Origin of the sequence: Actinopolyspora sabaoui (genome assembly GCF_051225635.1) — a bacterium.
Classification (GTDB): Bacteria; Actinomycetota; Actinomycetes; order Mycobacteriales; family Pseudonocardiaceae; genus Actinopolyspora.
Window position 1 is genome coordinate 113992 of record NZ_JBMIHH010000007.1, and the last position, 24938, is coordinate 138929.

The following is a 24938-nucleotide window of genomic DNA, read 5'->3' on the forward strand; positions in this document are numbered from 1 at the left end:
ACGACCGCGAGACACGGACGGGAGCGGTAGGGCAGGCTGCGCTCATGATCACCGTCGACGAGATCCGCGAAATCGCCCGTGGCCTGCCGGGCGCTTACGAACAGCCCTCCTACGGCGGGCAACCGTCGTGGCGGACGAAGCCACGAGGGTTCGGCTGGTTTCGCGAGGATCCGGAAGCACTGGTGGTGTGGGTCGGTTCGGTCGAGGAGAAAGAAGCACTGCTCGAAGCCGAACCCGAAAAATTCTTCACGACCTCCCACTACAACGGTCGGCCGATGCTGCTCGTCCGTCTCGATGGTGTCGATCGCGCCGAAGCAGCGGAACTGCTCGAGGAGTCCTTCCGGCTGCGGGCTCCCGCACGTCTCGTCGCGGAACTCGACGGGAAGTAGTGCGGGAGCCGAGAGATCCCGCCGGAGGGCGGACGGCCACCACGGCCCCGGGGAATCGCTCACGGGGAATCGCTCACGGGGATTTCCAGCCGGGAGTTACCGGGGCTTGCCTGCGAAAGCGAGTTGGATCCCCTCCGCCACACCGACACGGACATTCTCGAATGCAGCACCGCGCTGCAACTCCTCGAGTTCCTCGTCGGTGTAGACGTGCATAGCCGAACCCCAGACGTTGTCGGGCGGTTCCGGTCCCGGCACGGTGGCTATGACGAGTCGACCACCGGGGGCGAGGACGCGATGGATCTCGGTGAGCACGGTGTGGGGGTTCTCGAAGAAGAAGAACGCGCTGGTGGTCACCACGAGCGTGAACTCCCCGTCGGCGCAGGGGAGCTCACGGACGTCGGCGAGCCTCAACCGGGCGGTCCCCAGCCGACAGGCGTCCGCATTGCGGCGACGAGCGAATTCGAGGACGTCGGGACTGTGATCAACACCGGTCACCTCGGCCGCTCCCAGCTGGAGCAGTCGCTCCATCAGGCGGCCTCCCCCGCACCCCATGTCCAGAACGCGTTCGCCGGTTACCGATCCCACCCGCGCCAGCAGCAGATCGAAAATCTCCTCGTGGCCGGGCGGCGCTCCGGAAGCGCCACCGTAACCCTCCTGGGCGAGCCGCCCGCGCGGGCGGCGGGCGCTGTCGTCGATGAAACGTTGCCGGTCCATGCCCGTCACGGTGCCCGCGCGCGATGCGCGGGTCTTGGACGAATGCGAAACGCTTCAGCCGGGTAGCGGCACGTGGTTGAGCCGCTCACCTCGCTGCCGGAGGTATTCTGTCGGAGGTAGGCCGCAGTGCGAGCGGAACTCCCGGATGAGGTGCGCCTGGTCGTAGTAACCGTGCGCCGCCGCGAACGCCGACCAACCGAGCCGCGCGGCTTCGTCTATGTCCTCCAGCGCCGTTCGGAAGCGCCACAACCGCTGGTAGGCCTTCGGCGAAAGCCCCACATCGGTGCGAAACACCTGTTCCACCCGCCGTGCCGTCCACCCGAGACGTTCCCCGAGCCGACCGATGCGCCGACTCCCGGCCGCGTCGGAAAGGCAGGCTGTAGCGGCCACGGCCACTGGATGCGCGAGCTCGGCACGGCGGCTCAGCCGCTCGTGCAGAACGGATTCGAGCGTACGTAGCCGCGACCCGGTATCGGGCGCGGCGAGTACCCGCTCACGCACCAGTTCCGCGTCCGCTCCCCAGAGAGCCTCCAACGGGACGTGGCGCTCGCGCAGTTCGTGCAGCGGCGCTTCGACCAACGGCCGTGCGCCACCGGGTCGGAACACCACCCCGAGCACTCGCGACTGCTGGGTCGTGTCCAACACGTACGCACGGCGGTACGGCCCGGCCATCACCGCGCCCCTGGAGTTCCCGCTCGGCGCGGTGCCGCCGGGCAATCGGAAGGAATCCTCCCGCAGGTTGAACATCAGCTCGACCGCACCGGTGGGAAGTCGCAGTTCGGCGTGCCGCGCAGGGTTTCCACCCTCGTGGAGCCAGATCGACTCCACGAACTCGCCCACCGGGCCACCAGGCGTCATCGAGGTGAACATCGTGCCGGAAACCTTAGCGCCGATGCTCGTTCCGGGCAGGACGATCCCGCGGCGGTCCGGAGCGGACCGCCGCGGGACGAACGCGCCGTTCTCCTGCCGCGGATCGCTCCGCTCCCGCGGGAAGTGACGGTCCCGATCACGACCGGAAGGCGGGGCACGCTTCAATCGGTCCGCGAGTCGCGCCCATCGGATGCCGCCCCCTCCGCGGTGGCGACCCGCCTGTGAACCTCGCCTCGAAGCAACCGCAGTTCCGTGAACGGCAACGTCGCACGGTCCAGCAGATGAGCCACCCCCGAGCTGCCGCCCGTTCCCGCCGTCTCGCCCAGCACCCTGCTGGTCAGCCCCACGTGGCCGACCTTCCAACGCAGGTAGCCGTTGCCCAGGTGCAGCAGCGCCTCGACGATGCGGTGTTCGGTACCGGCGGCGACTCCCGCCTCGACGATCTTGGCCATGGTGCCGCCGGTCCGTTCCACCCCTCGAGCGAACGCCGGATAAAGGGTGCCGCTACGGGAGGCGTTCCCGATGATCCGGTCGAGTTCGCGGAACTGGGATGACTGTGCTCCACTCGCCGACCCCAGGTGACGCCGGAAGTCGGCGAAGTCCTCCAGGGGCAACCGCTCCAGCGCGACCAGCTGCTCGTGCAGCATTCGCAGCAGATCCCCCACGCGGTAGAGCAGGTCGACCGCCCGTTCCAATTCGGCCGGACGCATCGTCGAGAACGCTTCCTCTACAGCCGACAGGTCGGCCAGGATCTGCTTGAGCCACAGCTCGCAGGTCTGATGGCAGATGATGAAGAAGTGCTCCGACAGTACGGTGTGCTCGGTGTCGTGGTTCTCGGAGAGTGGCTGCTGCAACGAAAGCAGCTCTCCGATCCGCAGATAGCCGTGATAGGAGACCTCGGTGTCCATCAGCCTTTCCTCTTCTGTTCGACCAACGACACGATGCGCTCGACCCCGGCAGCCAACTGCCCGTACTCGACGCAGAACGCGATCCGCACCAACCGACTGGCGATGCCCCCCGGCAGGACCGGACGCAGTGTCCCGTCCGCGCCGAACTCCGGTCGGGCGGAGAAACCGCTGCCCGGTACGACCGCGACGTGTTCGTCCCGCAGGAGCTCAGCGGTGAATTCCTCCCCGGACAGGCCGCTAGCCGACACGTCGACCATCGCATACCAACCGCCCCCCGGCAGGGCGGGCAGCAGCCCGGCATCCACCAGGGTGGGCAACACGCTGTCCCGATTCGCTCGCACGTACTTGTGGTTCTCGGCGAGCGATTCCCGCGCCCGCATCGCTTCCAGTCCGGCGTACTGGATCGGGGCGGAAGGAGCGATGATGCTCGACTCCTGCACCATTCGCATCGCGGCGCACACATCCGGGCGCCCCACGGCCACGTAGCCGAGGCGGTAACCGGTCATCGCCAGCCCTTTGGAGAAGGTGAACACGCTGTTGACCAGCCGTCGGGAGGGTTCCACATCGCGTTCGAGGGAGGCTGTCGACAGATGTTGTGCCTCGAACGCGAAGTCCTCGTACGCTTCGTCGCTGATGATCTGCCACCCACGCTCGGAGGCCAGCTCGTAGAGCCGTGCCAGCACGTCGCGCCCGAGCAACGCACCCGTCGGATTGGCGGGCGAGTTCAACAGCAGGATTCGCGTGTTCGCGGTGGAAACGTCGCGGACCGACTCGGGATCCGGCGCCAAGTTGTCGTCCAGCCCGTAGAACACCGGACGCAGCCCGGCCAGCAGCGCCTGCTGCAGGTGCACCGGCCAGTGGATCTCGGGTATCAGGATCTCGCCGCCGGGCTCGGCGAGGGTCCGCATCAGGGCTGCAAGTCCCTGGCACGACCCCGGTGTCACGAAGAGGTGATCGACCGGGGCGTCGATGTCGTTGGCGGTGTCGAGCTTGTCGCTGATGGTCTCACGCAGCTCGTGCAGTCCTTGTACGTCGATGTAGCGGGTCCGACCGTCGAGCGCCGCGTCGGCCAGGCCCCGACCGACCGCTTCCGGCGGGCCGAACGCGGGCTCACCGACGTTCAGCTTGATCAGCGACGGAACTCGCCGCTCCTGCTCGTTGGCTTGCCGGAAGGACTCGTACAGCCACGAGGCCGGGATCGCGGACGCTACCGGGAAAATCGGCGTGTCCTGGGACATGTTCTTGCCTCCTCCTACTGGGCTCGACGGGGTGTCGGTTCAGGCCGTTCTGCCACCGTCCACAGCGATCAAGGAACCGGTGACCCAGGCGGCGCCCGTGGGGTCGAGCAGATGACAGATCCAGGTGGCGACCTCGCCGGGTTCGCCGAAACGTCCCATCGGAGTGCCCGCGATGATCCGCTCGCGGAGCGCCCCGACATCGTCCGAGGCGGCTTCCTCCCAGAGCTTGGTGTCCACGGGGCCGGGCAGCACCGCGTTGACCCGGACGTCGGGGGACAACTCGGTGGCCAACGAGCGTGTCAGTGAGTTCAGGGCAGCCTTGCTCGCGCCGTAGTGAGCGCGCCCGGGCATGGCCAGCACACCGCCGACCGAGGAGACGTTGACGACGCTGCCGCGATTGCTCCGGAGTTCGGGCAGACTCGCCCTGATCAGTTCGGACGCCGCGACCACATTGGTCGCGAGCATCCGCTCGAACTCGTCCGGCCCGGCGTGCTCCAGCGGCGCGAATCGCGCGTGTCCCGCGTTGTTGACCACGGCATCGATCCCGCCGAGTCGTTCGCACGCGACGGACGTGATCGTCGCGGCCGCTCCCCACGCTGTGACGTCACAGGCGTGGGTGTGGACTCGGGGGGCCGCTCGCTCGGCCACCCGCGCCAGGCTGTCGGTGTCACGTCCCACCGCCAGCACTTCGGCTCCCAGCTCGACCGCTTTGAGCACGGTCGCCTCCCCGATGCCCGAACCACCACCGGTGACGACGACGCGTTGCCCGGACCAAGGATCGTGCCCGCTCATGCCGGCGCCCCCGAACCGGCTCCGAGCCGCTCCCGCAGCAGATCGGCCAACAGGTCGCGAGGATTCTCGAAGAGGTGAAAGTGCCCGCCGCGGCGAACCCGCGTGGCGAGGGTCCCCGTGGTCCACGCCGCCCATTCCGGACCCACATCGCAGGGTACGAGCGGATCCTCGGAGCCGAGATAGCACCGGATGTCGACTCCCAGCCTGCCCACCGGAGGATCGGAGACGTATCGCCCGTGCGCGGTGATGTCCGCGCGGAGAGCGGACAGCAGCAGACCACGTAGCTCGGGGTCCTCACCCAGCGACGGATCGAGCCCGCCGAGCTCCGTCACGCGTTGCCAGAGTCGCTCGTCCGGCAGAGCGGCGACCTTCCGCGACACCGCCGGTGCCACGGAAGGAGCGCGGGCGCCGCTGACTCCCAGCGCGGCCGGGGCCGTTCCGGCTCGTTCGAGCAGTCGTGCCGTCTCGTAGGCCACCATCGCCCCGAAACTGTGGCCGAAGAGCAGCGACCGTACCGGGTCCAGGGCGGCGAGCTCGGCGCTGATCGCCTCGGCCATGACCCGAACATCCGTTTCCGGTTCCTCGGCGATCCGGTCGCCGTGTCCCGGATACTGGATCGCCAGGAGTTCGACGCTGGGCGACTCCGCGTCGCCGTCGAGGCGGCAGGTGTACTCACGCCACGTCGAGAAACTCTCGGCCCAACCGCCGGAGTGGGGGAAGCAGACCACGAGCGTTCGGGCTCGATCCGGCGGAGTGGAGACGTCGCGGGACTCCAGGGATCTCACCCACTTGCACGGTTCCATGCCGCCCTCCGATCCGTCGATGGCGCCTAGACGATGGCACGCGAACGGGGGCGGACTCACCGAATCCTTCTGGTTTCATTCAACCGCCTTACTCGGACTCGTCCGCCCTGCCAAGCTCATCGAGCAGACCCGCGCGGGACCTCTCACGCGCCCCGAGAGCTTCGACGAGGACCGAGACATGACGCTGACAGCCCGATCGGTGTCGCCACTGGATCTGACCGACCCCACGGCCCTGGTGGACAACGACCCCTACGCCTACTGGGAGCGGATGCGTGCGGAGGCACCGGTCGCCTGGCACGAATCACCGCACGGCACCGGATTCTGGTCGGTGTCCAGACACAGCGATGTGGTGGCCTGCTACAAGGACGCCACGGGCCTCAGCTCGGCCGGCGGCACCGTACTCGACGTGCTGCTGCGAGGCCGGGACTCCGCGGGTGGTCGGATGCTGGCCGTCATGGACCGACCGCGCCACCGCGCGCTGCGCCGCGTGCTGCAGCAGGCGTTCTCGCCACGGCTGATCCGGCAGGTCGAGCAGCAGGTGTCGAGTCGCGCGGACGAGCTGGTGGCCACCGTGGTGGGCTCGGGCCCGGTGGACTTCGCGGCCGAGGTCGCCGAGGCACTCCCGATCAACACGATCTGCGACCTGCTGGAACTGCCCGCGTCGGACCGTCCGGACCTGCTCTCCTGGAACAAGCGCGCGCTGTCCTCCGATGAGGACGACGCCGATCCGATGGATCCCCTCGAAGCGCGCAACGAGATCCTCGGCTACTTCATCGAAATGGCGCGGGAACGCAGGCGACGTCCCGGTGAGGACGTGATCAGCATGCTCGCGGACGCGCGGGTGGAGGGTGAGCCGCTGTCCGACGACGACATCGCCCTCAACTGCTACAGCCTGATCATCGGCGGGGACGAATCCACCCGCATGTCGACCATCGGGGCACTAGACGCCCTGGGACGTCACGAAGACCAGTGGCGCCGTCTCAGGGCCGGCTCCGCCACGGTCGGAACCACCGTGGAGGAAGTGCTGCGCTGGGTCACCCCCGCCATGCACTTCGCGCGGACCGCCACCCGCGAGCTGCTCATCGGCGGACAGCGCATCCGCCCGGGCGAGATCGTGAGCATGTGGAACATCTCGGCCAACAACGATCCCGATGTGTTCGACGCACCCCGCTCCTTCGACGTCGGCCGTGTCAACAACCCACACGTGTCTCTGGGCCACGGTCCGCATTTCTGCCTGGGGGCCTTCCTCGGCAGACTCGAACTGAGCGCTGTGCTGAACTCGATCATCAGCCGGGCTAGCACGATCGAGGTGCTGGCGCCCCCGCCCAGGGTCTACAGCACGTTCCTCTTCGGATACACCGAGCTGCGACTCGTACTGCGCTGAGCCGGGTGGGGACGCCCCGGAATACTTCGATGAGCCGGGGAGCGGCAGGGCGCCGAGGCACCGTCGCACTCTACGATTCCGGCAACCTCTTCCACAGGTCGGCCATCGTCGGGCTCTCGAGGATCAGGCGGACGGGAAGGGTCGTGCCCCACTCGTTCCGTACGCTGCGTGCCAGTTTGACCGCGAGCACGGAGTGACCTCCCCGATCGAAGAAATTCTCGTCCGGCCCGATCGACGGGACGTCGAGCACGAACGCAGCCAGCTCGCAGAGCCCGTGGAGACCCCGGCCGTTCCCGTCGACCTCCCGACCGTCGGCGGCCTGCTCGTCCGGGGCGTTCTCTCCCGGGGCGTTCTCGCCCACCGATCGCGGTGTCCGCGCGCTCCGCTCCTCCAGAGCGCGCCTGTCGACCTTGCCGTTGCTCGTCGTGGGCAGCTCGTCCAGGACCACGATGTCGGCGGGGATCATGTGGGAGGGCAGCCTGCGCGCCAACCGGTGATGCAGCTCGCCGGCTTTCGGTTCGCTTCCCCGGTGCGCCGCGACGTATGCCGTCATACGCGCGGTGTCCAGCGCGCCGCTCACCACCACGGCGCTGAGCGCCACTCCGGGGCAGAAGTCCAGCGCGGACTCTATCTCCCCCAGCTCGACGCGGAACCCGCGCAGCTTGACCTGGTGGTCAGCCCGGCCCGCGAAATACAACTCGCCGTCCGTCGAGCGGTAGCCGCGGTCACCGGAGCGGTACATCCTGGTGCCGGGTTCGCCGAAGGGATCGGCGACGAACCGCTCGGCGGTCAGGCCCGGCCGGTTCAGGTACCCCAGGGCCTCGCCGGAACCGACCAGGTAGAGCTCGCCCTCCTCGCCGGTCACGCAGGGACGCAGCTGTTCGTCGAGCACCCGAACCTCGTTGCCCGGCCAGGGACGGCCGATGCTCACCGGGGAATCGGGCCGCACCGGTCCTGCCATCGTGACACCGACGGTCATCTCGGTGGGGCCGTAGCCGTTGTACATGCGCCGGTTCGGCGCCCAGGAGCGCACCAGCGACGGCGTACATACATCCCCTGTGGACAGAAGCACGCCGCCTTCCAGCACCCCCTCGTTCTCGGTGAGACTGAGGGCGACCGGGGGGAGTACCGCGTGGCTGATGCTCCGGTCCCGCAGCGTGCGGTGCAGCTCGTCCCCGGGCAGGACGTCGCGCTCGTCGGTGATTACCAGGGTGGCTCCGGACAGCAGCGCCAGGGTCATGTCCCAGAAGCCCGCGTCGAAGTTGAACGATGCCCACTGCAACACCCGGTCACCTCTTCCGGCGCCGATCCACAGCCGCTGCGTCGCGACGAGGTCCGAGACACCGGTGTGCGGGACGACGACACCCTTCGGCACCCCCGTCGAACCCGACGTGTAGATGACGTACATCGGGTGCTCGGCCGTCAGCGGTCGGACGAGCTCTTCCCGCGAGACCGGATCGGCGGACCGGGCGGACAGCAGGGCACCGATCTCGGGATCGTCGAGATCGACAACCGCCGCCGCGCCGGTGAGGGCCTCGTGCGAGCCGCTGTGCAGCACGTGGTCCAGCGAAGCGTCGCCCACCACGTGCTCGACCCATTCCCGGGGATAGCTCGGGTCCAGGGGAACGTAGGCGGCACCCGCCGTGGCGACCGCCAGGGCCGCCACCGGCAACCAGCGACCCCGCGCGATGGAGAACCCGACGAGGTCACCGGGACCGAGTCCACGGCTGATCAGCAGTCGGGAGAGCCTGTTGACCCGCGCCGCGAGTTCCTCGTAGGTCAGCGACTCCCCGCCCGTCTCGACCGCGGGTGCATCCGGTTGGGCGGCCACGATCCGTTCGAAGTGTTCCGCCAGCGTCGGCTGCTCACTGTTCCGGCCCCGGACGGAGCGCACATCGGTCCACACGCGTTCGACGTGGGCGCGGGCGTCGTCCGGTTCGGAGGGTCCGTGCTCCACGATCCAGCCCGCCGGCACGGTCTCATCCACCGGCCACAGCGAGCGTTGACCGCGCTCGTTGCGCAACACGACGTAGTTCTTCCCCTCGCGCTCGAACGGGTTCCGACTCATCGCTGACCTCCGAGATCCCACGGTGCCACGGGTTCGGCCCGTGTCCGTCGTACGTTGCGGCGACGCGCGTCCGAGCGCTGCCACCGGACACACACCGCCGATCCACGATGAGGCCTCGCCCGCGCCGCCGTCCGAAGGCGCGACAGGTTCGTGAAGGTGACACCGCCGGGACTCGGCACCGGCGGCCAAGTTCTCGCACTTTTCTTTCATCGCCACCCGGCCACGGACTCGCCGGTGGCTATGTTGCTGGCGTGGCAGCCGAATCCCAGCCTTCCGTCGGGCAAACGCTGCTCTGGTTCCTCGACCGCTACCGCGGCGAGGAAGGAGCCCTCAACTGCCCGACCCTGTGCCGCATACACGGGCCTGTCGACAGAACACGCGTGCGCCGTGCCGTCGCCGAGGTGATGACGCGGCACGAGTCGCTGCGGACGACCTTCACCGGGGGTGGACGCAGACTCAAAGCGATCATCGCCGACACCGCCTCACCTCCCTTGAACGAGGTCGACCTTTCCGGCGAACCCGACCCGGAAACGGCGGTCGGAGATGCCATCAGGACAGAGCTGAGCACCCGTATCGACCCGACGGGGAGCTGCGTACGGCTCACCCTGTGGAAGCTCGCGGCCGATCACCACATTCTCTGCTTCAACATGCACCACATGGTCACCGACGCGTGGTCGTGCCGCGTGGTCCTCCAGGACCTGTGCGCCGCCCTGGACCGCTCCGGGAACGAGGCCGCGCCGGAGGCCGCCAAGCCCTACTCCGAGTTCGCCGCGGAGCAGCGACGGTACCTGACCTCGGAGGCGGGCAAGCGGCTCACCTCGTTCTGGTCCGAGCGGCTTCGCGACATGACGCTCGCGCCGTTGCCGATGTCGCGCGCCACGCCCGGAGCGACTCGACGCACCGATCTCGTGCAGGACACATTGGACGCCAAGACCACGACCGCGCTCGACGCGGTCGCGCGTGCGGAGCGCAGCACCTTGTTCGTCAGCCTGCTGACGGCGTACTACCGGGCGCTGCGGCAGGTGAGCGGCAGCGACGACCTGCTGGTCGCCACGCTCTTCGCCAACCGAACGCCGGAATACCGGGACACCGTCGGATTCCTGGCGAACATGGTGCTTCTTCGAACCCGGCTCTCCTCCGGGGGCGGCCTCACGGACGACCTGCGCGCCACCCACTCCACAGTGATGGACGCCTTCGTCCACCAGGCGATGCCGATACAGATGCTGCCCATCACCCCGGACGACACGAGCCGCAGGCTGGACGACGTGGTCTTCCAGATGATGCCCGATCCCGTCTACTCCACCCGGGCGGGAGGTCTGGACATCGAGGTCCTCGTCCCCGACGACGTAGCGACCCGCTTCGAACTGGAGCTGGTGGCCGTGCCCACCGAGGACACCATCCGTGTCCTCCTGTTCTTCAACCCCGACCGGTTCTCCCACGAGTTCGCCCACGAGCTGCTCGCAACGTACATCAGGATCTGCCGCGGCTTCGACCGGTTACACCGCGGCGTGAAGGAAGGGTCCGCATGATCGAGCGAGAAAACGACGAGACGGAGCGCCCTCGAATCCCGGGGGTGGAAGAGATCCGCACGGCCGTCGCGACCAGGCTCGGCATTCCGGTCTCCGAAATCGGGACCGAGGACGACCTCACGGAGCTCGGCCTCGACTCGCTGGGGGTAATGAACCTGGCGTCCACCTGGCAGGCGGCGGGTGTGGCGGTCACCTTCGGCGAGCTGATCGAGGAGGCGACGATCGCCGCGTGGGCGCGGCTCATGGCCGGGGACGGGTCCCACGCTCCGGAAGCTCCGGAACCGACGGACGACGGAACGTTCGAGGACGGGGCATTCGAGCTGGCCCCCATGCAGCACGCCTACTGGTCCGGACGTCAGCCCGGCATGCCGCTCCGGACCGGCTCGCACTTCTACTTCGAGTTCGACACCGACCTCGATCCCCACCGGCTCGACGCCGCGGTCGCCGCGCTACGTGAGCGCCACCCGATGCTGCGGACGGGAATCGACGGTGACGGTGTCCAACACGTCCACCCAACGCTCCACGGGCTGGACGAGGTGGTGGACCTACGCGCGCTGGACGCGGACACGACGGAACAACGACTGGCGGGCATACGCTCGCGCATGTCCCACCAGACGCTGCGCATAGCGGAGGGGCAGGGACTGGACATACGGCTGGTCCGCATCGCCGAGGACGCGTGTCGGCTGTTCCTCGACATCGACATGATCGTCTGCGACGCCCGGAGCTTCGGCATCGTGGTCTCCGACCTGGCGCGACTGTACGAGGCGGGTGACACCGACACCTCGTCGGTTGACCTGAGCTTCCGCGACTACCTCCGGCTGGTCGAACAATCGGGCCGAGGCCGCCGGGAACGGGACGCCGAGTACTGGCGTTCCCGGGCCGAGTCACTGCCGGTCGCCCCCGCGCTGCCCCTGGCCACCGCTCCCGAACAGCTCGAGGAGGTATCCGGGGTACGACGCCACACGTGGCTGTCCGGCGAGGCCTACGCGCGGCTGTCCGAGCACGCCCGCGCCCACGGTGTGACTACCTCGATGGCCCTCGCGGCCGCGTATGCCGATGTGCTCGCGGCGTGGAGCGACGATCCGCACTTCCTGCTCAACCTGCCCGTGTTCAACCGCGCCCCGGTACACCCGGATGTCGAGCAGCTGGTCGGCGACTTCACGGATCTACAGCTGCTGGAGGTCCGTCCCGACGGGAGCCTTTCGTTCGCCGAGCGCGCCCGCGCGGTCCAGGAGCAGTATCGGCGCGATGCCGCGCATTCCAGCTACGGCGGCACCTCGGTCCTGCGGGATCTGGCACGCACCACCAACGGGCCGGGTAACCGCTCAGGAGTGGTTTTCACCAGCGTGCTGGGTATGGGCGAGCTGTTCGACCGGTCCGCACTGCACCTGCTCGGGCAACCGGTCTGGATGAGTTCGCAGACCCCGGGAGTCTGGATCGACCTACAGTTGATCGAGCAGGACGGCGGGGTACTCATCAACTGGGAGACCGCCGAGAACCTGTTCAGCGCGGGTGTGCCCGCCGCCATGTTCGAAGCCTTCGCCGAACGTGTGCGCTCGCTGGCCTCGGACCCCGACTCCTGGTCGCGGACCCTGCCGATCCCGTTGCCGGTGGGTCAGGCGGAGGTGCGTGCCCGGGTCAACGACACCGGACCCGGCAGCCCACCACGACTTCTGCACCCACCGGTCTTCGACAACGCCCACACCCACCCCGACCGCATCGCCGTCCACGGCCACGACCACACACTCACCTACCACCAACTCACCCAACAAGCCCTGGCCATCGCCGGACACCTACGCAGCCGCGGCATCGCCCACGGCGACCCCGTCGCCATCTCCATCCCCAAAGGACCCGACCAAATCACCGCCGTCCTCGGCATCCTCGCCGCCGGCGCCTGCTACGTCCCCATCGGCACCGACCAACCACCCCACCGCCGCAACCGCATCCTCACCTCCGCACAAGCCCACCACGCCCTCATCACCACCACACCCGACCCCGACTGGCCCACCACCACCGAACCCATCGACCTCACCACCGCCACCCACACCGAACCCCTCCCACAACCAGCCCAACCCTCACCCCACCAACTCGCCTACATCATCTACACCTCCGGCTCCACCGGAGACCCCAAAGGCGTCGAAATCACCCACGCCGCCGCCGCCAACACCATCGACGCCATCAACCACCGCTACAACATCGGCCCCCACGACCACATCCTCGCCATCTCCGCCCTCGACTTCGACCTCTCCGTCTACGACACCTTCGGCCTCCTCACCGCAGGCGGACAAATCACCACCATCACCGAAAACACCCGCCGCGAACCCACCCACTGGGCACACCTCATCCAGCAGAACCACATCACCACCTGGAACACCGTGCCCACCCTGCTCGACATGCTCCTGACCACCACCGACACCCACCAACTCCCCAGCCTCACCCTCGCCATGCTCTCCGGCGACTGGATCGGCCTCGACCTCAAAGACCGCCTCACCACCACCGCACCCAACGCCCACCTCGCCGCCCTCGGCGGCGCCACCGAAGCCGCCATCTGGTCCAACGTCCACGACGTCACCCACATCGACCCCACCTGGGTCTCCATCCCCTACGGCCACCCCCTCCCCGGCCAGCACTACCGCGTCGTCAACCCCCACGGCCACGACTGCCCCGACTGGGTCCCCGGCGAACTCTGGATCGGCGGCGCAGGCCTCGCCCACGGCTACCGCAACGACCCCCACAAAACCACCACCTCCTTCATCACCACCAACAACCAACGCTGGTACCGCACCGGCGACCAAGGCCGCTACCACCCCGACGGCACCCTCGAATTCCTCGGCCGCACCGACCACCAAGTCAAAATCCGCGGCCACCGCATCGAACTCGGCGAAATCGAGCGCGCCCTCGAACACGCCGAGCCGGTGCGGGAAGCGGTGGTCACCGTGGTTCCGGAACCCCGCGCCACGCTGTGCGCCATGCTGCTCGGGCACAACGGCGGCGAGACCTCACCCGAGGAGGTGTTGGAGACCGCCGCCCGGCACCTGCCCGAGTTCATGGTGCCCGCCCACGTCGAGTTCACCGACGCCTTCCCGTTGAACGCCAACGGCAAGATCGACCGGGCCGGGGTGCGCGCGGTTCTCACCGACCGGCTCGCCGCCCGCGCGGACGCGGACGAAGCGCCGGAGGAGGAGCTCGTCGGGAACGAAGCGGTGCTCGCCTCGGTGTGGACCGAACTGCTGGATGTCCGCTCGCCCACGCGGCGGTCGAACTTCTTCCACCTCGGTGGCGACAGCCTGCTGGCTACCCGAATGCTCGCGGCCCTGCGCCGCGACGGGCTCTCCGGCAGCCTCGGTGACCTGTTCAGCGCCCCGACGATCGCGGGATTCGCGAGTCGCCTGACCAACGTGGATGGTTCCAACGACCCCACGCCGACGATCGTCGCCGACCCCGAGCACCGGCACGAGCCCTTCGAACTCACCGATGTGCAGCGGGCCTACTGGTTGGGGCGCCACACCGGATTCACCTTGGGCGGGGTCGGGTCCTACTGGTACTGGGAATTCGAGGCCGAGTCGGTGGACCTCGACCGGCTGGAGGACGCGTGGAACTCGGTGATCGAACGTCACGAGATGATGCGCGCCGTCCTGGACGGCGACGGCCATCAGCGCATCCTGGCGACCGTGCCGAGATTCCGGTTCCAGGTGCGCCACACCAACGCGGCGGACCACGACGAAGCGGTGTCCGAGCTGCGCGGCATGGACAGCCAGATCCTGGACGTGACGAGCTGGCCGCTGTTCGACGTGCGCGCGGTCCAGCGGGACGACGGGCACACGGTCCTCGGCATCGGGTTCGACTACATCGTCCTGGACGCGCTCAGCATCGTCACGGTCCTGAGCGAGCTGTCCGCCCGGTACACCGACCCGGACCTTCATCTGCCCGAGCTGGAACTGTCCTATCGCGACTACCTGCTGGCCACCAGGACCGACGACGACGTCCGACAACGGGACGAGGCCTACTGGCTCCGGGCGATCGAGGAGCTTCCCCCACCGCCCGCGCTCCCGCTGCGGATCGCCCCGGAGCAGGTGGAACAACCCCGCTTCGTCCGCCGCGAGACCCGCATCGACCCCGCACAGTGGCAGAAACTGCGCGATCGGGCCGCCGAGCACGGGCTGACCGTCTCGACCGTGGTGGCAACGGCGTTCGCCGAGGTACTGACCGTGTGGAGCGGCGAACCCGAGCTGACGCTGACACTGACGGTGTTCGACCGCCAGGACCTACACCCCGACATCAACCGAGTGGTCGGCGACTTCACCTCGCTGATGCTGCTGGCCCATCGGAGCAGGCCGGATGAGCCGTGGTCGCGGACCGTCCGCAGGGTGCAGGGGCAGGTATGGGAAGGCCTGGAGCACAACGGGGTCTCCTCGATCTGGGTGCTCCAGCAGCTGGCGCAGCGTCACGGTGCCTCGCAGATGCTCATGCCGGTCGTGTTCACGTCGACCCTGGGAGTTTCCGACGAGTTCCCGGACCTGGAGCTCTCGTTCGGCTCCCAGACCAGGGGGCTGTCCCAGACGCCCCAGGTCACTCTGGACTGCCAGGTGATCGAGCAGAACGGCGGACTCACCGTCAACTGGGACTACGTCGAAGGCCTCTTCGCACCCGGCGTGGTGGAGAACGCCGCCGACGCGCTGCGATTCCTGCTGGAGGCGCTGGTCGACCGGGAGTGGGAGGCCCCACCACCGAACGTCCCGTTGCCGGTGGGTCAGGCGGAGGTGCGTGCCCGGGTCAACGACACCGGACCCGGCAGCCCACCACGACTTCTGCACCCACCGGTCTTCGACAACGCCCACACCCACCCCGACCGCATCGCCGTCCACGGCCACGACCACACACTCACCTACCACCAACTCACCCAACAAGCCCTGGCCATCGCCGGACACCTACGCAGCCGCGGCATCGCCCACGGCGACCCCGTCGCCATCTCCATCCCCAAAGGACCCGACCAAATCACCGCCGTCCTCGGCATCCTCGCCGCCGGCGCCTGCTACGTCCCCATCGGCACCGACCAACCACCCCACCGCCGCAACCGCATCCTCACCTCCGCACAAGCCCACCACGCCCTCATCACCACCACACCCGACCCCGACTGGCCCACCACCACCGAACCCATCGACCTCACCACCGCCACCCACACCGAACCCCTCCCACAACCAGCCCAACCCTCACCCCACCAACTCGCCTACATCATCTACACCTCCGGCTCCACCGGAGACCCCAAAGGCGTCGAAATCACCCACGCCGCCGCCGCCAACACCATCGACGCCATCAACCACCGCTACAACATCGGCCCCCACGACCACATCCTCGCCATCTCCGCCCTCGACTTCGACCTCTCCGTCTACGACACCTTCGGCCTCCTCACCGCAGGCGGACAAATCACCACCATCACCGAAAACACCCGCCGCGAACCCACCCACTGGGCACACCTCATCCAGCAGAACCACATCACCACCTGGAACACCGTGCCCACCCTGCTCGACATGCTCCTGACCACCACCGACACCCACCAACTCCCCAGCCTCACCCTCGCCATGCTCTCCGGCGACTGGATCGGCCTCGACCTCAAAGACCGCCTCACCACCACCGCACCCAACGCCCACCTCGCCGCCCTCGGCGGCGCCACCGAAGCCGCCATCTGGTCCAACGTCCACGACGTCACCCACATCGACCCCACCTGGGTCTCCATCCCCTACGGCCACCCCCTCCCCGGCCAGCACTACCGCGTCGTCAACCCCCACGGCCACGACTGCCCCGACTGGGTCCCCGGCGAACTCTGGATCGGCGGCGCAGGCCTCGCCCACGGCTACCGCAACGACCCCCACAAAACCACCACCTCCTTCATCACCACCAACAACCAACGCTGGTACCGCACCGGCGACCAAGGCCGCTACCACCCCGACGGCACCCTCGAATTCCTCGGCCGCACCGACCACCAAGTCAAAATCCGCGGCCACCGCATCGAACTCGGCGAAATCGAGACTCGGTTGCGGGAACTGCCCGACATCACGCACGCGGCGGTGTGGGTGGAGGAGTCGGGAGCCGCGAAGCGCATCGCCGCGGCGGTGGCGGGCACCGACTCCGACGCGGAGAAGGTGCGCGCCGAACTGGCCGGAACCGTCCCCGACTACATGGTCCCGGAACACGTCCGGGTGCTGGAAGCGATGCCGCTCAACGCCAACGGCAAGATCGACCGGGCCGCCCTGATTCGCGCCTCGCCCGCGATCCCCGAGGCCCCCCGGGAGTCGGTTCCCCCGCGAACCGAAACGGAGCTGGCCGTGGCCGAGATCTGGCAGGAGCTGCTGGGGATGGCAGAGGTGTCGCGCGACGCCGGATTCTTCGAGCTCGGCGGGGACAGCCTGACCGCGACCCGCGTCGCACAACGCCTGCTCCGACGTTTCGACGTGGAGCTCACGCTACGCCAGCTGTTCGACCATCCCACGCTCAGCCAGGTCGCCGGTCTCGTCGACGAGCTGATCCTGGTGACCGACGATCACGACGCTCCCGTGCGACTGGAAGAAGGTGTGCTGTGACCGCTAGCGAGATCATCGCCGAGCTGGAACAAGCCGGCCTCCACCTGTGGGAGGACGAGGGAAAAGTCCGCTTCCGCGGCCCGGAAGGGGCGATGACGCCGGAGCTTCGCGATTCGATCGTCAACATGCGTGACGAGGTGATCCGCGCACTGCGCGAACGCGACAGCCAGGTGGTCGACCCGCGACCCGAGGAGCGCTTCGAACCGTTCCCGCTGACCGACGTGCAGTCCGCCTATCTGCTCGGCAGGCGCGGCGTTTTCGAGTACGGCTCGGTGCCGTGCCACGCCTACGGCGAGCTGATGTTCGACGCGCTCGACCACGACCGCCTCCAGCGGGCTTGGTCCACCGTCGTCGACCGGCACGACATGTTGCGCACGGTTCTCGACTACGACGGGTTCCAGCGTGTCCTCCCGGATCCGCCGGAGCCGACGATCGACTGGACTGACGCGCGCGAGCTCGCCTCGGCCGAGGGCGAGGCACGGGTCGTCGAGACCCGGAACCGGCTCTCGCACGAGTCGAAGGAGGTCACCGAGTGCCCGCTGTACAGCATCGCGGTCACCGAGCTCGCCGATCGCGCCGTGCTGCACTTCTCCATCGACTTCCTGATCGCGGACTACGTGAGCATCTACCAGCTGCTCGACGAGTTCGGCGCGTTCTACGAGGATCCCGACGCGAAGCTGCCGACCCCGACCATCAGCTTCCGCGACTATCTGCGGGCCGAGCGGCAAGTGCGGCAGGGCCCCGCTTACGAGCGCGACCGCGAGTACTGGTTGGAACGCCTCGACACCCTTCCGGCCGCTCCGGAACTGCCGTTGGTGCCCGAGCCCAGCCGGTACGGCCCCAGCGGATTCACGCGGCGGGAGCTTCGGCTCGACACCGAGACCTGGGCGAGTCTGAGACGACGCGCCGGGAACCACAACCTGTCAGCGTCCAATGTGGTCATGGCCGCCTACGCGGAGGTGCTCGGCCGATGGAGCCGTCATCCGCGATTCACGCTCGACATCACGGTGCTGAGCAGGCTGCCGCTGCACCCGGACGTCACCGGTCTCGTGGGTGACTTCACCTCCGTGAATCTGCTCGCCGTCGACACCGCGGGGGCCGACGACTTCGTGGACCGCGCCAAGGCACTAAACGAGCAGCTCTTCGAGGACCTGGACCACCGCCTCTTCTCCGGAGTGGAGGTGCTGCGCGAGCTGAGCCGCAGACGCGGGCAGCAGGGCGGTCTGATGCCCGTGGTGTTCACCAGTGCGATCGGGCTGTCCGACACCGAGGAACCGAACGGTCCGATGCGCACGCCGATCGAGAACGGCATCAGCCAGACTCCGCAGGTCTGGCTCGACTGCCAGGCGATGGAAGCGGGGGGTGCGCTTCGGATCAACTGGGACTCGCGCGACAACGTGATCCCCCCGGCCGCGCTGGACGACATGTTCGCGACTTTCGAAGCCCTCCTGCACCGACTCGCCGAGGACGAGTCCGCCTGGTTCGGCGACCCGGTGGAGCTGCCCGCCGCTCAGCTAGCCCGCAGGGCCGAGGTCAACGACACCGAAAGGCCGTTGAGCGGGGCGACGCTCGCCGAGGCCCTCGTCGACCGGGCGCTGGACAGCCCCGACGGGGTGGCGGTCGTGGACGACGGGGCGAGCATCACCTACCGGGAACTGTTGGCCCGGGCCACGGCGGTGGCGAACGCGCTCCGCGCGGCGGGACGGGAGCGGGGCGACCGCATCGGCATCGTCATGGAAAAGGGCCGGCACCAGGTCGCCGCCGCCGTCGGAGTCCTGTTGTTCGGCGGGGCGTACGTGCCGGTCGAGGCCGGCCAGCCGGAGAGCAGGCGTCAACAGATCCTGACCGGTGCGGGGATCGAGGTGGTTCTCAGCCACTCGGAGAGCACGGCCGCCGTGCCGCGGGAGTGTCGCCGCATCGACGTCGACGCCCTGGAGGAGGCCACCGATCCCCCGGAACGTCCGCGGGTCTCACCGACCGAGTCCGCCTACGTCATCTTCACGTCCGGCTCCACCGGCTCCCCGAAGGGCGTCGAGATCAGCCACCGGGCCGCCGTCAACACGCTGGACGACGTGTGCAGTCGCTTCGCCGTCACCTCGGACGACGTCGTTCTCGGGTTGTCCAGTCTGGCGTTCGATCTGTCGGTGTTCGACGTCTTCGGCGTGCTGGGCCGCGGCGGAACCCTGGTCCTGCCGGACCCGGCACGACACGCGGACCCCTCCCACTGGGCGGAGCTCATCCAAGAGCGCGGGGTGACCGTGCTCAACACCGTGCCCGCCCAGATGACGCTGCTGGAGGAGTACCTCCGCGGGGCGGACACCGACCGCGGCAGCGTGCGGCTCGGGATGATGTCGGGCGACTGGATCCCGTTGTCCCTGCCCGACGCGATCCGTGCGCGCATCCCGTCGATCGAGCTGGTGGGCCTCGGCGGCGCCACCGAGGCCGCGATCTGGTCGATCTTCCACCCGATCGACCGCGTCGATCCCGCGTGGCCCAGCATCCCCTACGGGACACCGCTGGAGAACCAGCGCTTCCACGTGCTCGACGACGAGCTGCGGGCACGCCCCGATCTCGTCATCGGCGATCTGTACATCGCCGGTGCGGGCCTGGCCGAGGGATACCTCGGCGACCCGGAGAAGACCGCGTCGTCCTTCATCCGGTTGCCCTCAGGCGAACGGGCCTACCGCACCGGCGACATGGGGCGGTACCTGCCGGACGGGAAGATCGAGTTCATCGGTCGGGACGATCGCCAGGTCAAGATCCGCGGTCACCGGGTGGAACTGGCCGAGGTCGAGTCAGCGCTGGCCGCCGATCCCGAGGTCGAGTCCGTTGCCGTCACGACACGGGGCGAGCGCAACGCTCGCAGGCTGGTCGCGTTCCTCGAAACCGCGAACACCGACGAGCGGGGCCGGTCCGCCGACGCCGACATCGTCGACGAAGTGGTCGCGGCGGGCGACGAGATTCGGCGGGAGGTGGACGTTTCCAGAGTGGTCGAGTTCGCCGCGGTGCTCGACGACGCGGCTCTCCGCCGCATGATCGACGTGCTGCGCCGGTCGGGACTGTGGCCCACCGCCGAGGCGCGGCACACCACGGCGGAGATCATGCGCACCGCCCGGGTCGCTCCGAAGCACGAGCGTCTGGTGCGACGCTGGCTGACCGTCTGCGTCGAGAACGGCTACCTGCTCGAACACGACGACGGCTACGGGTGTCCACGACTGATCGAGCCCGACGACGTGGCGCGGGCCTGGGCCGAAGTGGACCGTCTGATGCCCGAGGCACACGACCGCCCCGAGCTGGTGGAGTACTTCAGGACCGCCTCCGAGCACTTGCCCGAACTCGTGCGCGACGAGCGGGACCCGCTGCGACTGCTCTTCCCCGAAGGGGACTTGAGCATCCAGGAAGCGGCCTACATGGAGGGGTTCCTCTCGCGCTACCTCAACCGTCTGGCAACCAGCACGGTACGAGGGGTCGCCCGCGGCAACGACGGGCGCGCACCGCTGCGGGTCCTGGAAGTCGGGGCCGGGGTCGGCGGCACCAGCGCGGACACCATACCCGCGCTGGACGGCGAGAACGTGCGCTACTCGTTCACCGACGTATCGCGGTTCTTCCTCAACAAGGCCGCCGACCGATTCGGCGACTACCCCTGGGTCGACTATGCGCTGTTCGACTTCAACGAGCCGTTCCGCGACCAGGGGGTGCGCCCCAACTCGATCGACGTGATCCTGTGCGGCAACGTCATGCACTACGCCAAGGACGCCCGCGAGGCGCTGCGGCGAATGCGGGAGGCGCTGGCCCCCGGCGGCTGGTTGGTGTTCATCGAGACCACGCGCGACAACTACCAGGTCCTGACCTCGATGGAGTTCCTGTTCGACGCCACCGCGGGCGACTTCCGGGACGTCCGGCAGGGCCGGGACCAAACCTTCATCGCCCATGGCCAGTGGCACGAGCTCCTCACCGAGGCGGAGGCGGACATCGTCTACTGCCTGCCGGACGAGTCCGACGAACTGGCCGACATCGGCATGCACGTCTTCGCCGCGAGGTTCAAGCGGGACCGCGTGGCGATCGACACCGAGGAGCTGGCGCGACGGCTCGGGACGCGGCTCCCCGCGGAGATGATTCCCTCGCACTTCCACGTGCTCGACTCACTACCGCTGACGGACAACTACAAGATCGACCGAGCCACTCTCGAGGAGTGGGCCGAGGAACGCGGCCTCGATTCCGAGCAGTCCCTCGCGGACGAGGCGCAGGAAGCCGGTGAGCTCAACCGAACCATCGCCCGCATCTATGCCGAGGTGCTGGGCAAGAACGACGTCAGCCTCGACACGAACTTCTACTCCCTCGGGGGCGACTCGCTGCTGGCCGCGCAGGTGGTCACCCAACTTCGCGAGAACGTCCCCGAGGCCACAGCAGTCCTGTTCGACGAGCTGCTCAGGGAACTGCTCAACGGAGCGTCAGTACAGGAGGTCGCGATGTTCCTCGACGACGAGCAAGCGGACAAGGCGGAGACGAGCGCCGGATCGAACTACGCCCTCACCGGAGCCGCCGACGCGCTCGGCAACCCGGTGCACGTGCTGTTCAACGACGGCTTCGGGGAGGACGCCGTCCGGATAGGGGAGGAGCTGGGTGAGCACGATCCCGTCGTGCAGGTCCCCATGCTCGCCGTCGGGGACGAGCTGGCCATCGAGGATCTGGCCCACGAGGTCGTGCGGGAGATCCGCACGCTCAGCCCGGGACCGTTCCATCTCGTCGGAGTGCGTGGTGGTGGTCTGCTGGCGCTCAACACGGCTCAACAGCTGACCGAACTGGGCATACCGGTCAGTGGGCTGACCCTGGTGAGCAGTTACCCGTTGCCCGCCGTGATCCGCGACGAGGTGGTCTACGAGGCGATGTTCCTCCTGGGGACCGGCACCGATCCCGCGAAACTCGGCTACCCCGACGAGGCAGGGCTGGGCCGTGTCCTGGGGGAACTGGTACCCGCGGGTGACATCCCCCCTGGGGCGATGGCGGGACTCGCCGACCACCGGGACGCGGAGCTGCGATCGGTGGCGGAGATCGCGGCCGATCTCGATTCGCGGACACGTGACGAGCGGGTCCAGGCGATCGCCGATCAACTCGGGTGGCCTGCCGAGGACATCGGCGCCGCGCTGCGCGGCACGCTGGCGCTGTTCAACGCCGCGGCCTCGTACACGCCGGACGTCTACACCGGCGATGTCCGGCTCCTCGTGCACAACGAGGAAACGCCCGTCTGGTCGACGATGGCCACCGACATGCGGGCCTACTGGGAGAACATCTGCGTGGGGCGTCTCGACGTGGAAACGATATCCGGCAGCCACTTCAACTGCACCGAGCGGCTCAGCAGCGAGCACATCGACCTGCCGGAGGAGGAGCGGTGACGGACGTCGATATCGCGGTGCTCGGCGGCTACGGGGCCGTCGGGGCCGCCGCGCTGGAGGCGATCGCCGAGCGTCGGCCCGACGTGACGGCGAGGGTCGGCGGGCGTGACGAGGCGCGGGCCGAGGCGCTGCTCGAAAAACTCGGTGTCCGGGGCGAGTCCCACCGGGTCGACCTGCGGGACGGCCGCTCGCTCGCAGAGTTCTGCCGAGGCGCTCGGCTGGTCCTCAACTGCGCCGGGCCGTCGTACCAGGTGCTGGATCGGGTGGCCTGGGCCGCGATGGCGGCCGGTGCCGACTACGTGGATCCCGGCGGGGACGAGCCGGTCTTCAACGCCCTGAGTCGGCCCGGGTCGTTCACCGGCACCGCGGTGCTCACCGCGGGGATGCAGCCGGGCCTGACCGGACTGCTGCCCCGGCACCTGGCGCGCCCGATGTCCGATCCGCGAGCGCTCACGGCGTACGTCGGGACCATGGACCGGCTGACTCCGGCGGGAGCGGCGGACTACCTGCTCAGCCTGGGCGGTTCGTACGGTGAGTCCCAGGCCGCCGTTCGGAACGGGGTCCGGGTGGAACGCGCGCTGGAACCACGTACCGACATCGAGCTTCCCTACGCCGGACGCAGGCTCGACGCGTATCCGTATTTGAGTTTCGAGTCCGAGGAGATCGCCCGGGAACTAAAACTGTCCGAGGTGGACTGGTTCAACATCTTCGAGGGCGGGGCGCACATGATGACCTGCCTGAGCAGGCTCCAGGGCGCCATCCGCGGCGAGTCGGACCTGACCGGGGCCGCCGACGAACTGACGCGGGCGGCGGCTCTGGACCTGTTCGGCAAGAGTCCCTTCCAGCTCATGCTGTTCGAGGTCACCGGCAGCCACCTGGGCCGACCCGCGACGCGCGGCCTGGTACTGCGTGCCCACGACACCTACGCCCTCACCGGGCTGGCGAGCGCGCTGGCCGCGCTGGACGTGCTGGACGAGCGGATCGGCCCCGGGATCCACTTCGCGGCCACGGCCCTGGACTCCTCGGTCGTGTTCGATGCCCTGCGGGCGAGCCCGGCGGTCACGACCGTGGAGGTGCACGAGGGGCCGCTCCTCGGAGCCTTCGAAACCGAGGAGGGACAGTTATGACCGCCGACGTTCCCCGGCCCGAGGTTTCCGCCGCGGACCGGTCCGCGGCACGACCGCCGAGGGTGGTGGTGGCCGGGACCGGCTTCGGCCGGGCCTACCTGGCCGCCTTCGAACGTCCCGATTTTCCCTTCGAGCTGGCCGGGATCATCGCCAACGGAAGCGAACGCAGCAAGGCCTGCGCCGAGCACTACGACGTACCGCTGTGGACCGAGCCCGGCCAGGTGCCCGGGGACGTCGACATGGCGTGCGTGGTGGTGGGTGGCGCGATGAACGGGGGACGGGGACCGGAGCTCTCACGGGAACTGATGTCCCGGGGACTGCACGTATTGCAGGAGCATCCGCTGCATCCCGACGAGCTGGCCTCCTGCCTGCGAACGGCCCGCGAGCGGCGGGTGGTGTTCCGGCTGAACACCCACTACCCCCACGTGGAACCGGTTCGGCGTTTCCTGGCCTGCGCCCGCGAGCTCGGTGAACGCCAGCGTCCGCTCTTCATCGACGTCACCTGTGCCTTCCAGGTCCTCTACACGGTCTTCGACCTGCTCGGCGAGGCACTCGACTCGATCAGGCCCCTCGGTGTCCACGGAGTGACCGAGGAGCCGGCCAACGGTGCGGCACCGCCGCCGTACCGCGGTGTGAGCGGACGTTTCGCGGGCGTTCCGCTGACCATGCGGCTGCAGAACGAACTCGTGCCATCCGAGCCGGACAACTACAGTCACCTGCTGCACCGGATCAGCATCGGTTACGAGGGGGGCGACCTGACGCTGTTCGACACCCACGGACCAGTTCAGTGGCACATGCGCCCCCACATGCCCGCCGAGCTGAAGAACCTGGTGCGATTCTCCGACGCCACCGCGGAGCACCTGCGAATGCCGAGCGTGCAGCCCATAGGTCCCGCGGTCGGCGCTTCGTACGACGAGGTGCTGGGCACGCTGTGGCCGCAGGCCACGGCTCGCGCGATCACCGCGCTCCGACAAGCGGTCGTCGACAACGCCTCGTCGGATGCGCACGTGCAACGGCACATCACCCTCACCCGGATGGCCATGTCGGTGGCCGAGGCCTGCGGTCCGGTGCGTCTGCACCAACCCCGGACCCCGCCGGTTCAGATCAGCGCGGAGGAATTCGGCGAACACCTACGGAGGTAAGAC

General features: G+C 68.6%; 14 protein-coding genes. 7 read left to right on the forward strand and 7 right to left on the reverse strand.

Annotation, left to right across the window (positions count from 1 at the left end):
- The first annotated feature begins 44 nt into the window (after positions 1–44).
- The gene (locus ACOQFL_RS15105; protein ID WP_435544798.1) at positions 45–389 is read left to right on the forward strand and encodes an MmcQ/YjbR family DNA-binding protein; all 345 of its coding nucleotides are present in this window, start codon (positions 45–47) and stop codon (positions 387–389) included.
- 96 nt (positions 390–485) lie between these two features.
- Here the strand turns inward: ACOQFL_RS15105 and ACOQFL_RS15110 are convergent, their stop codons facing one another.
- The 6 genes from ACOQFL_RS15110 to ACOQFL_RS15135 all read right to left on the reverse strand — a co-directional run bounded on the left by ACOQFL_RS15110 (position 486) and on the right by ACOQFL_RS15135 (position 5696).
- Positions 486–1103, reverse strand: a complete 618-nt coding sequence (locus ACOQFL_RS15110) for a class I SAM-dependent methyltransferase (protein WP_435544799.1) — start codon at positions 1101–1103, stop codon at positions 486–488.
- 54 nt (positions 1104–1157) lie between these two features.
- Entirely contained in the window at positions 1158–1973 is an 816-nt protein-coding gene (locus tag ACOQFL_RS15115; protein WP_435544800.1) for a DUF6597 domain-containing transcriptional factor, read from the reverse strand.
- 161 nt (positions 1974–2134) lie between these two features.
- The gene (locus ACOQFL_RS15120; protein ID WP_435544801.1) at positions 2135–2881 is read right to left on the reverse strand and encodes a tryptophan 2,3-dioxygenase family protein; all 747 of its coding nucleotides are present in this window, start codon (positions 2879–2881) and stop codon (positions 2135–2137) included.
- Positions 2881–4119 carry a pyridoxal phosphate-dependent aminotransferase gene (locus tag ACOQFL_RS15125; RefSeq protein ID WP_435544802.1) on the reverse strand — a complete coding sequence of 413 codons (1239 nt, stop codon included), beginning with the start codon at positions 4117–4119 and terminating at the stop codon, positions 2881–2883. The genes ACOQFL_RS15120 and ACOQFL_RS15125 overlap by 1 nt, the downstream gene beginning before the upstream one ends.
- A gap of 39 nt (positions 4120–4158) precedes the next feature.
- The gene (locus ACOQFL_RS15130; RefSeq protein WP_435544803.1) at positions 4159–4911 is read right to left on the reverse strand and encodes an SDR family NAD(P)-dependent oxidoreductase; all 753 of its coding nucleotides are present in this window, start codon (positions 4909–4911) and stop codon (positions 4159–4161) included.
- A complete protein-coding gene (locus ACOQFL_RS15135) occupies positions 4908–5696 on the reverse strand; it encodes a thioesterase II family protein (protein ID WP_435544804.1) in 789 nt (262 codons plus the stop codon). Before ACOQFL_RS15135 ends, ACOQFL_RS15130 begins: the two co-directional genes overlap by 4 nt.
- Positions 5697–5892: 196 nt before the next feature.
- On the opposite strand from ACOQFL_RS15135, the gene ACOQFL_RS15140 reads away from it, so the two are divergent.
- On the forward strand, positions 5893–7098 hold the full coding sequence (locus tag ACOQFL_RS15140) for a cytochrome P450 (protein WP_435544805.1): 1206 nt from the start codon (positions 5893–5895) through the stop codon (positions 7096–7098).
- Positions 7099–7168: 70 nt separating this feature from the next.
- Here ACOQFL_RS15140 and ACOQFL_RS15145 read toward each other — a convergent pair whose 3' ends face one another.
- Entirely contained in the window at positions 7169–9166 is a 1998-nt protein-coding gene (locus ACOQFL_RS15145) for an amino acid adenylation domain-containing protein (protein ID WP_435544806.1), read from the reverse strand.
- A 251-nt stretch (positions 9167–9417) separates the two neighbouring features.
- On the opposite strand from ACOQFL_RS15145, the gene ACOQFL_RS15150 reads away from it, so the two are divergent.
- Genes ACOQFL_RS15150 through ACOQFL_RS15170 form a run of 5 tightly spaced genes read left to right on the forward strand, consistent with a single transcriptional unit; the run spans position 9418 to position 24935 of the window.
- A complete protein-coding gene (locus tag ACOQFL_RS15150; protein WP_435544807.1) occupies positions 9418–10695 on the forward strand; it encodes a condensation domain-containing protein in 1278 nt (425 codons plus the stop codon).
- Positions 10692–17273: a non-ribosomal peptide synthetase gene (locus tag ACOQFL_RS15155; protein WP_435544808.1), complete on the forward strand. Its 6582-nt coding sequence runs from the start codon at positions 10692–10694 to the stop codon at positions 17271–17273. Before ACOQFL_RS15150 ends, ACOQFL_RS15155 begins: the two co-directional genes overlap by 4 nt.
- The gene (locus tag ACOQFL_RS15160; RefSeq protein ID WP_435544809.1) at positions 17270–22666 is read left to right on the forward strand and encodes a non-ribosomal peptide synthetase; all 5397 of its coding nucleotides are present in this window, start codon (positions 17270–17272) and stop codon (positions 22664–22666) included. The genes ACOQFL_RS15155 and ACOQFL_RS15160 overlap by 4 nt, the downstream gene beginning before the upstream one ends.
- A complete protein-coding gene (locus tag ACOQFL_RS15165) occupies positions 22663–23793 on the forward strand; it encodes a saccharopine dehydrogenase NADP-binding domain-containing protein (RefSeq protein WP_435544810.1) in 1131 nt (376 codons plus the stop codon). Before ACOQFL_RS15160 ends, ACOQFL_RS15165 begins: the two co-directional genes overlap by 4 nt.
- Positions 23790–24935: a Gfo/Idh/MocA family oxidoreductase gene (locus tag ACOQFL_RS15170; protein ID WP_435544811.1), complete on the forward strand. Its 1146-nt coding sequence runs from the start codon at positions 23790–23792 to the stop codon at positions 24933–24935. Before ACOQFL_RS15165 ends, ACOQFL_RS15170 begins: the two co-directional genes overlap by 4 nt.
- Positions 24936–24938 lie beyond the last annotated feature (3 nt).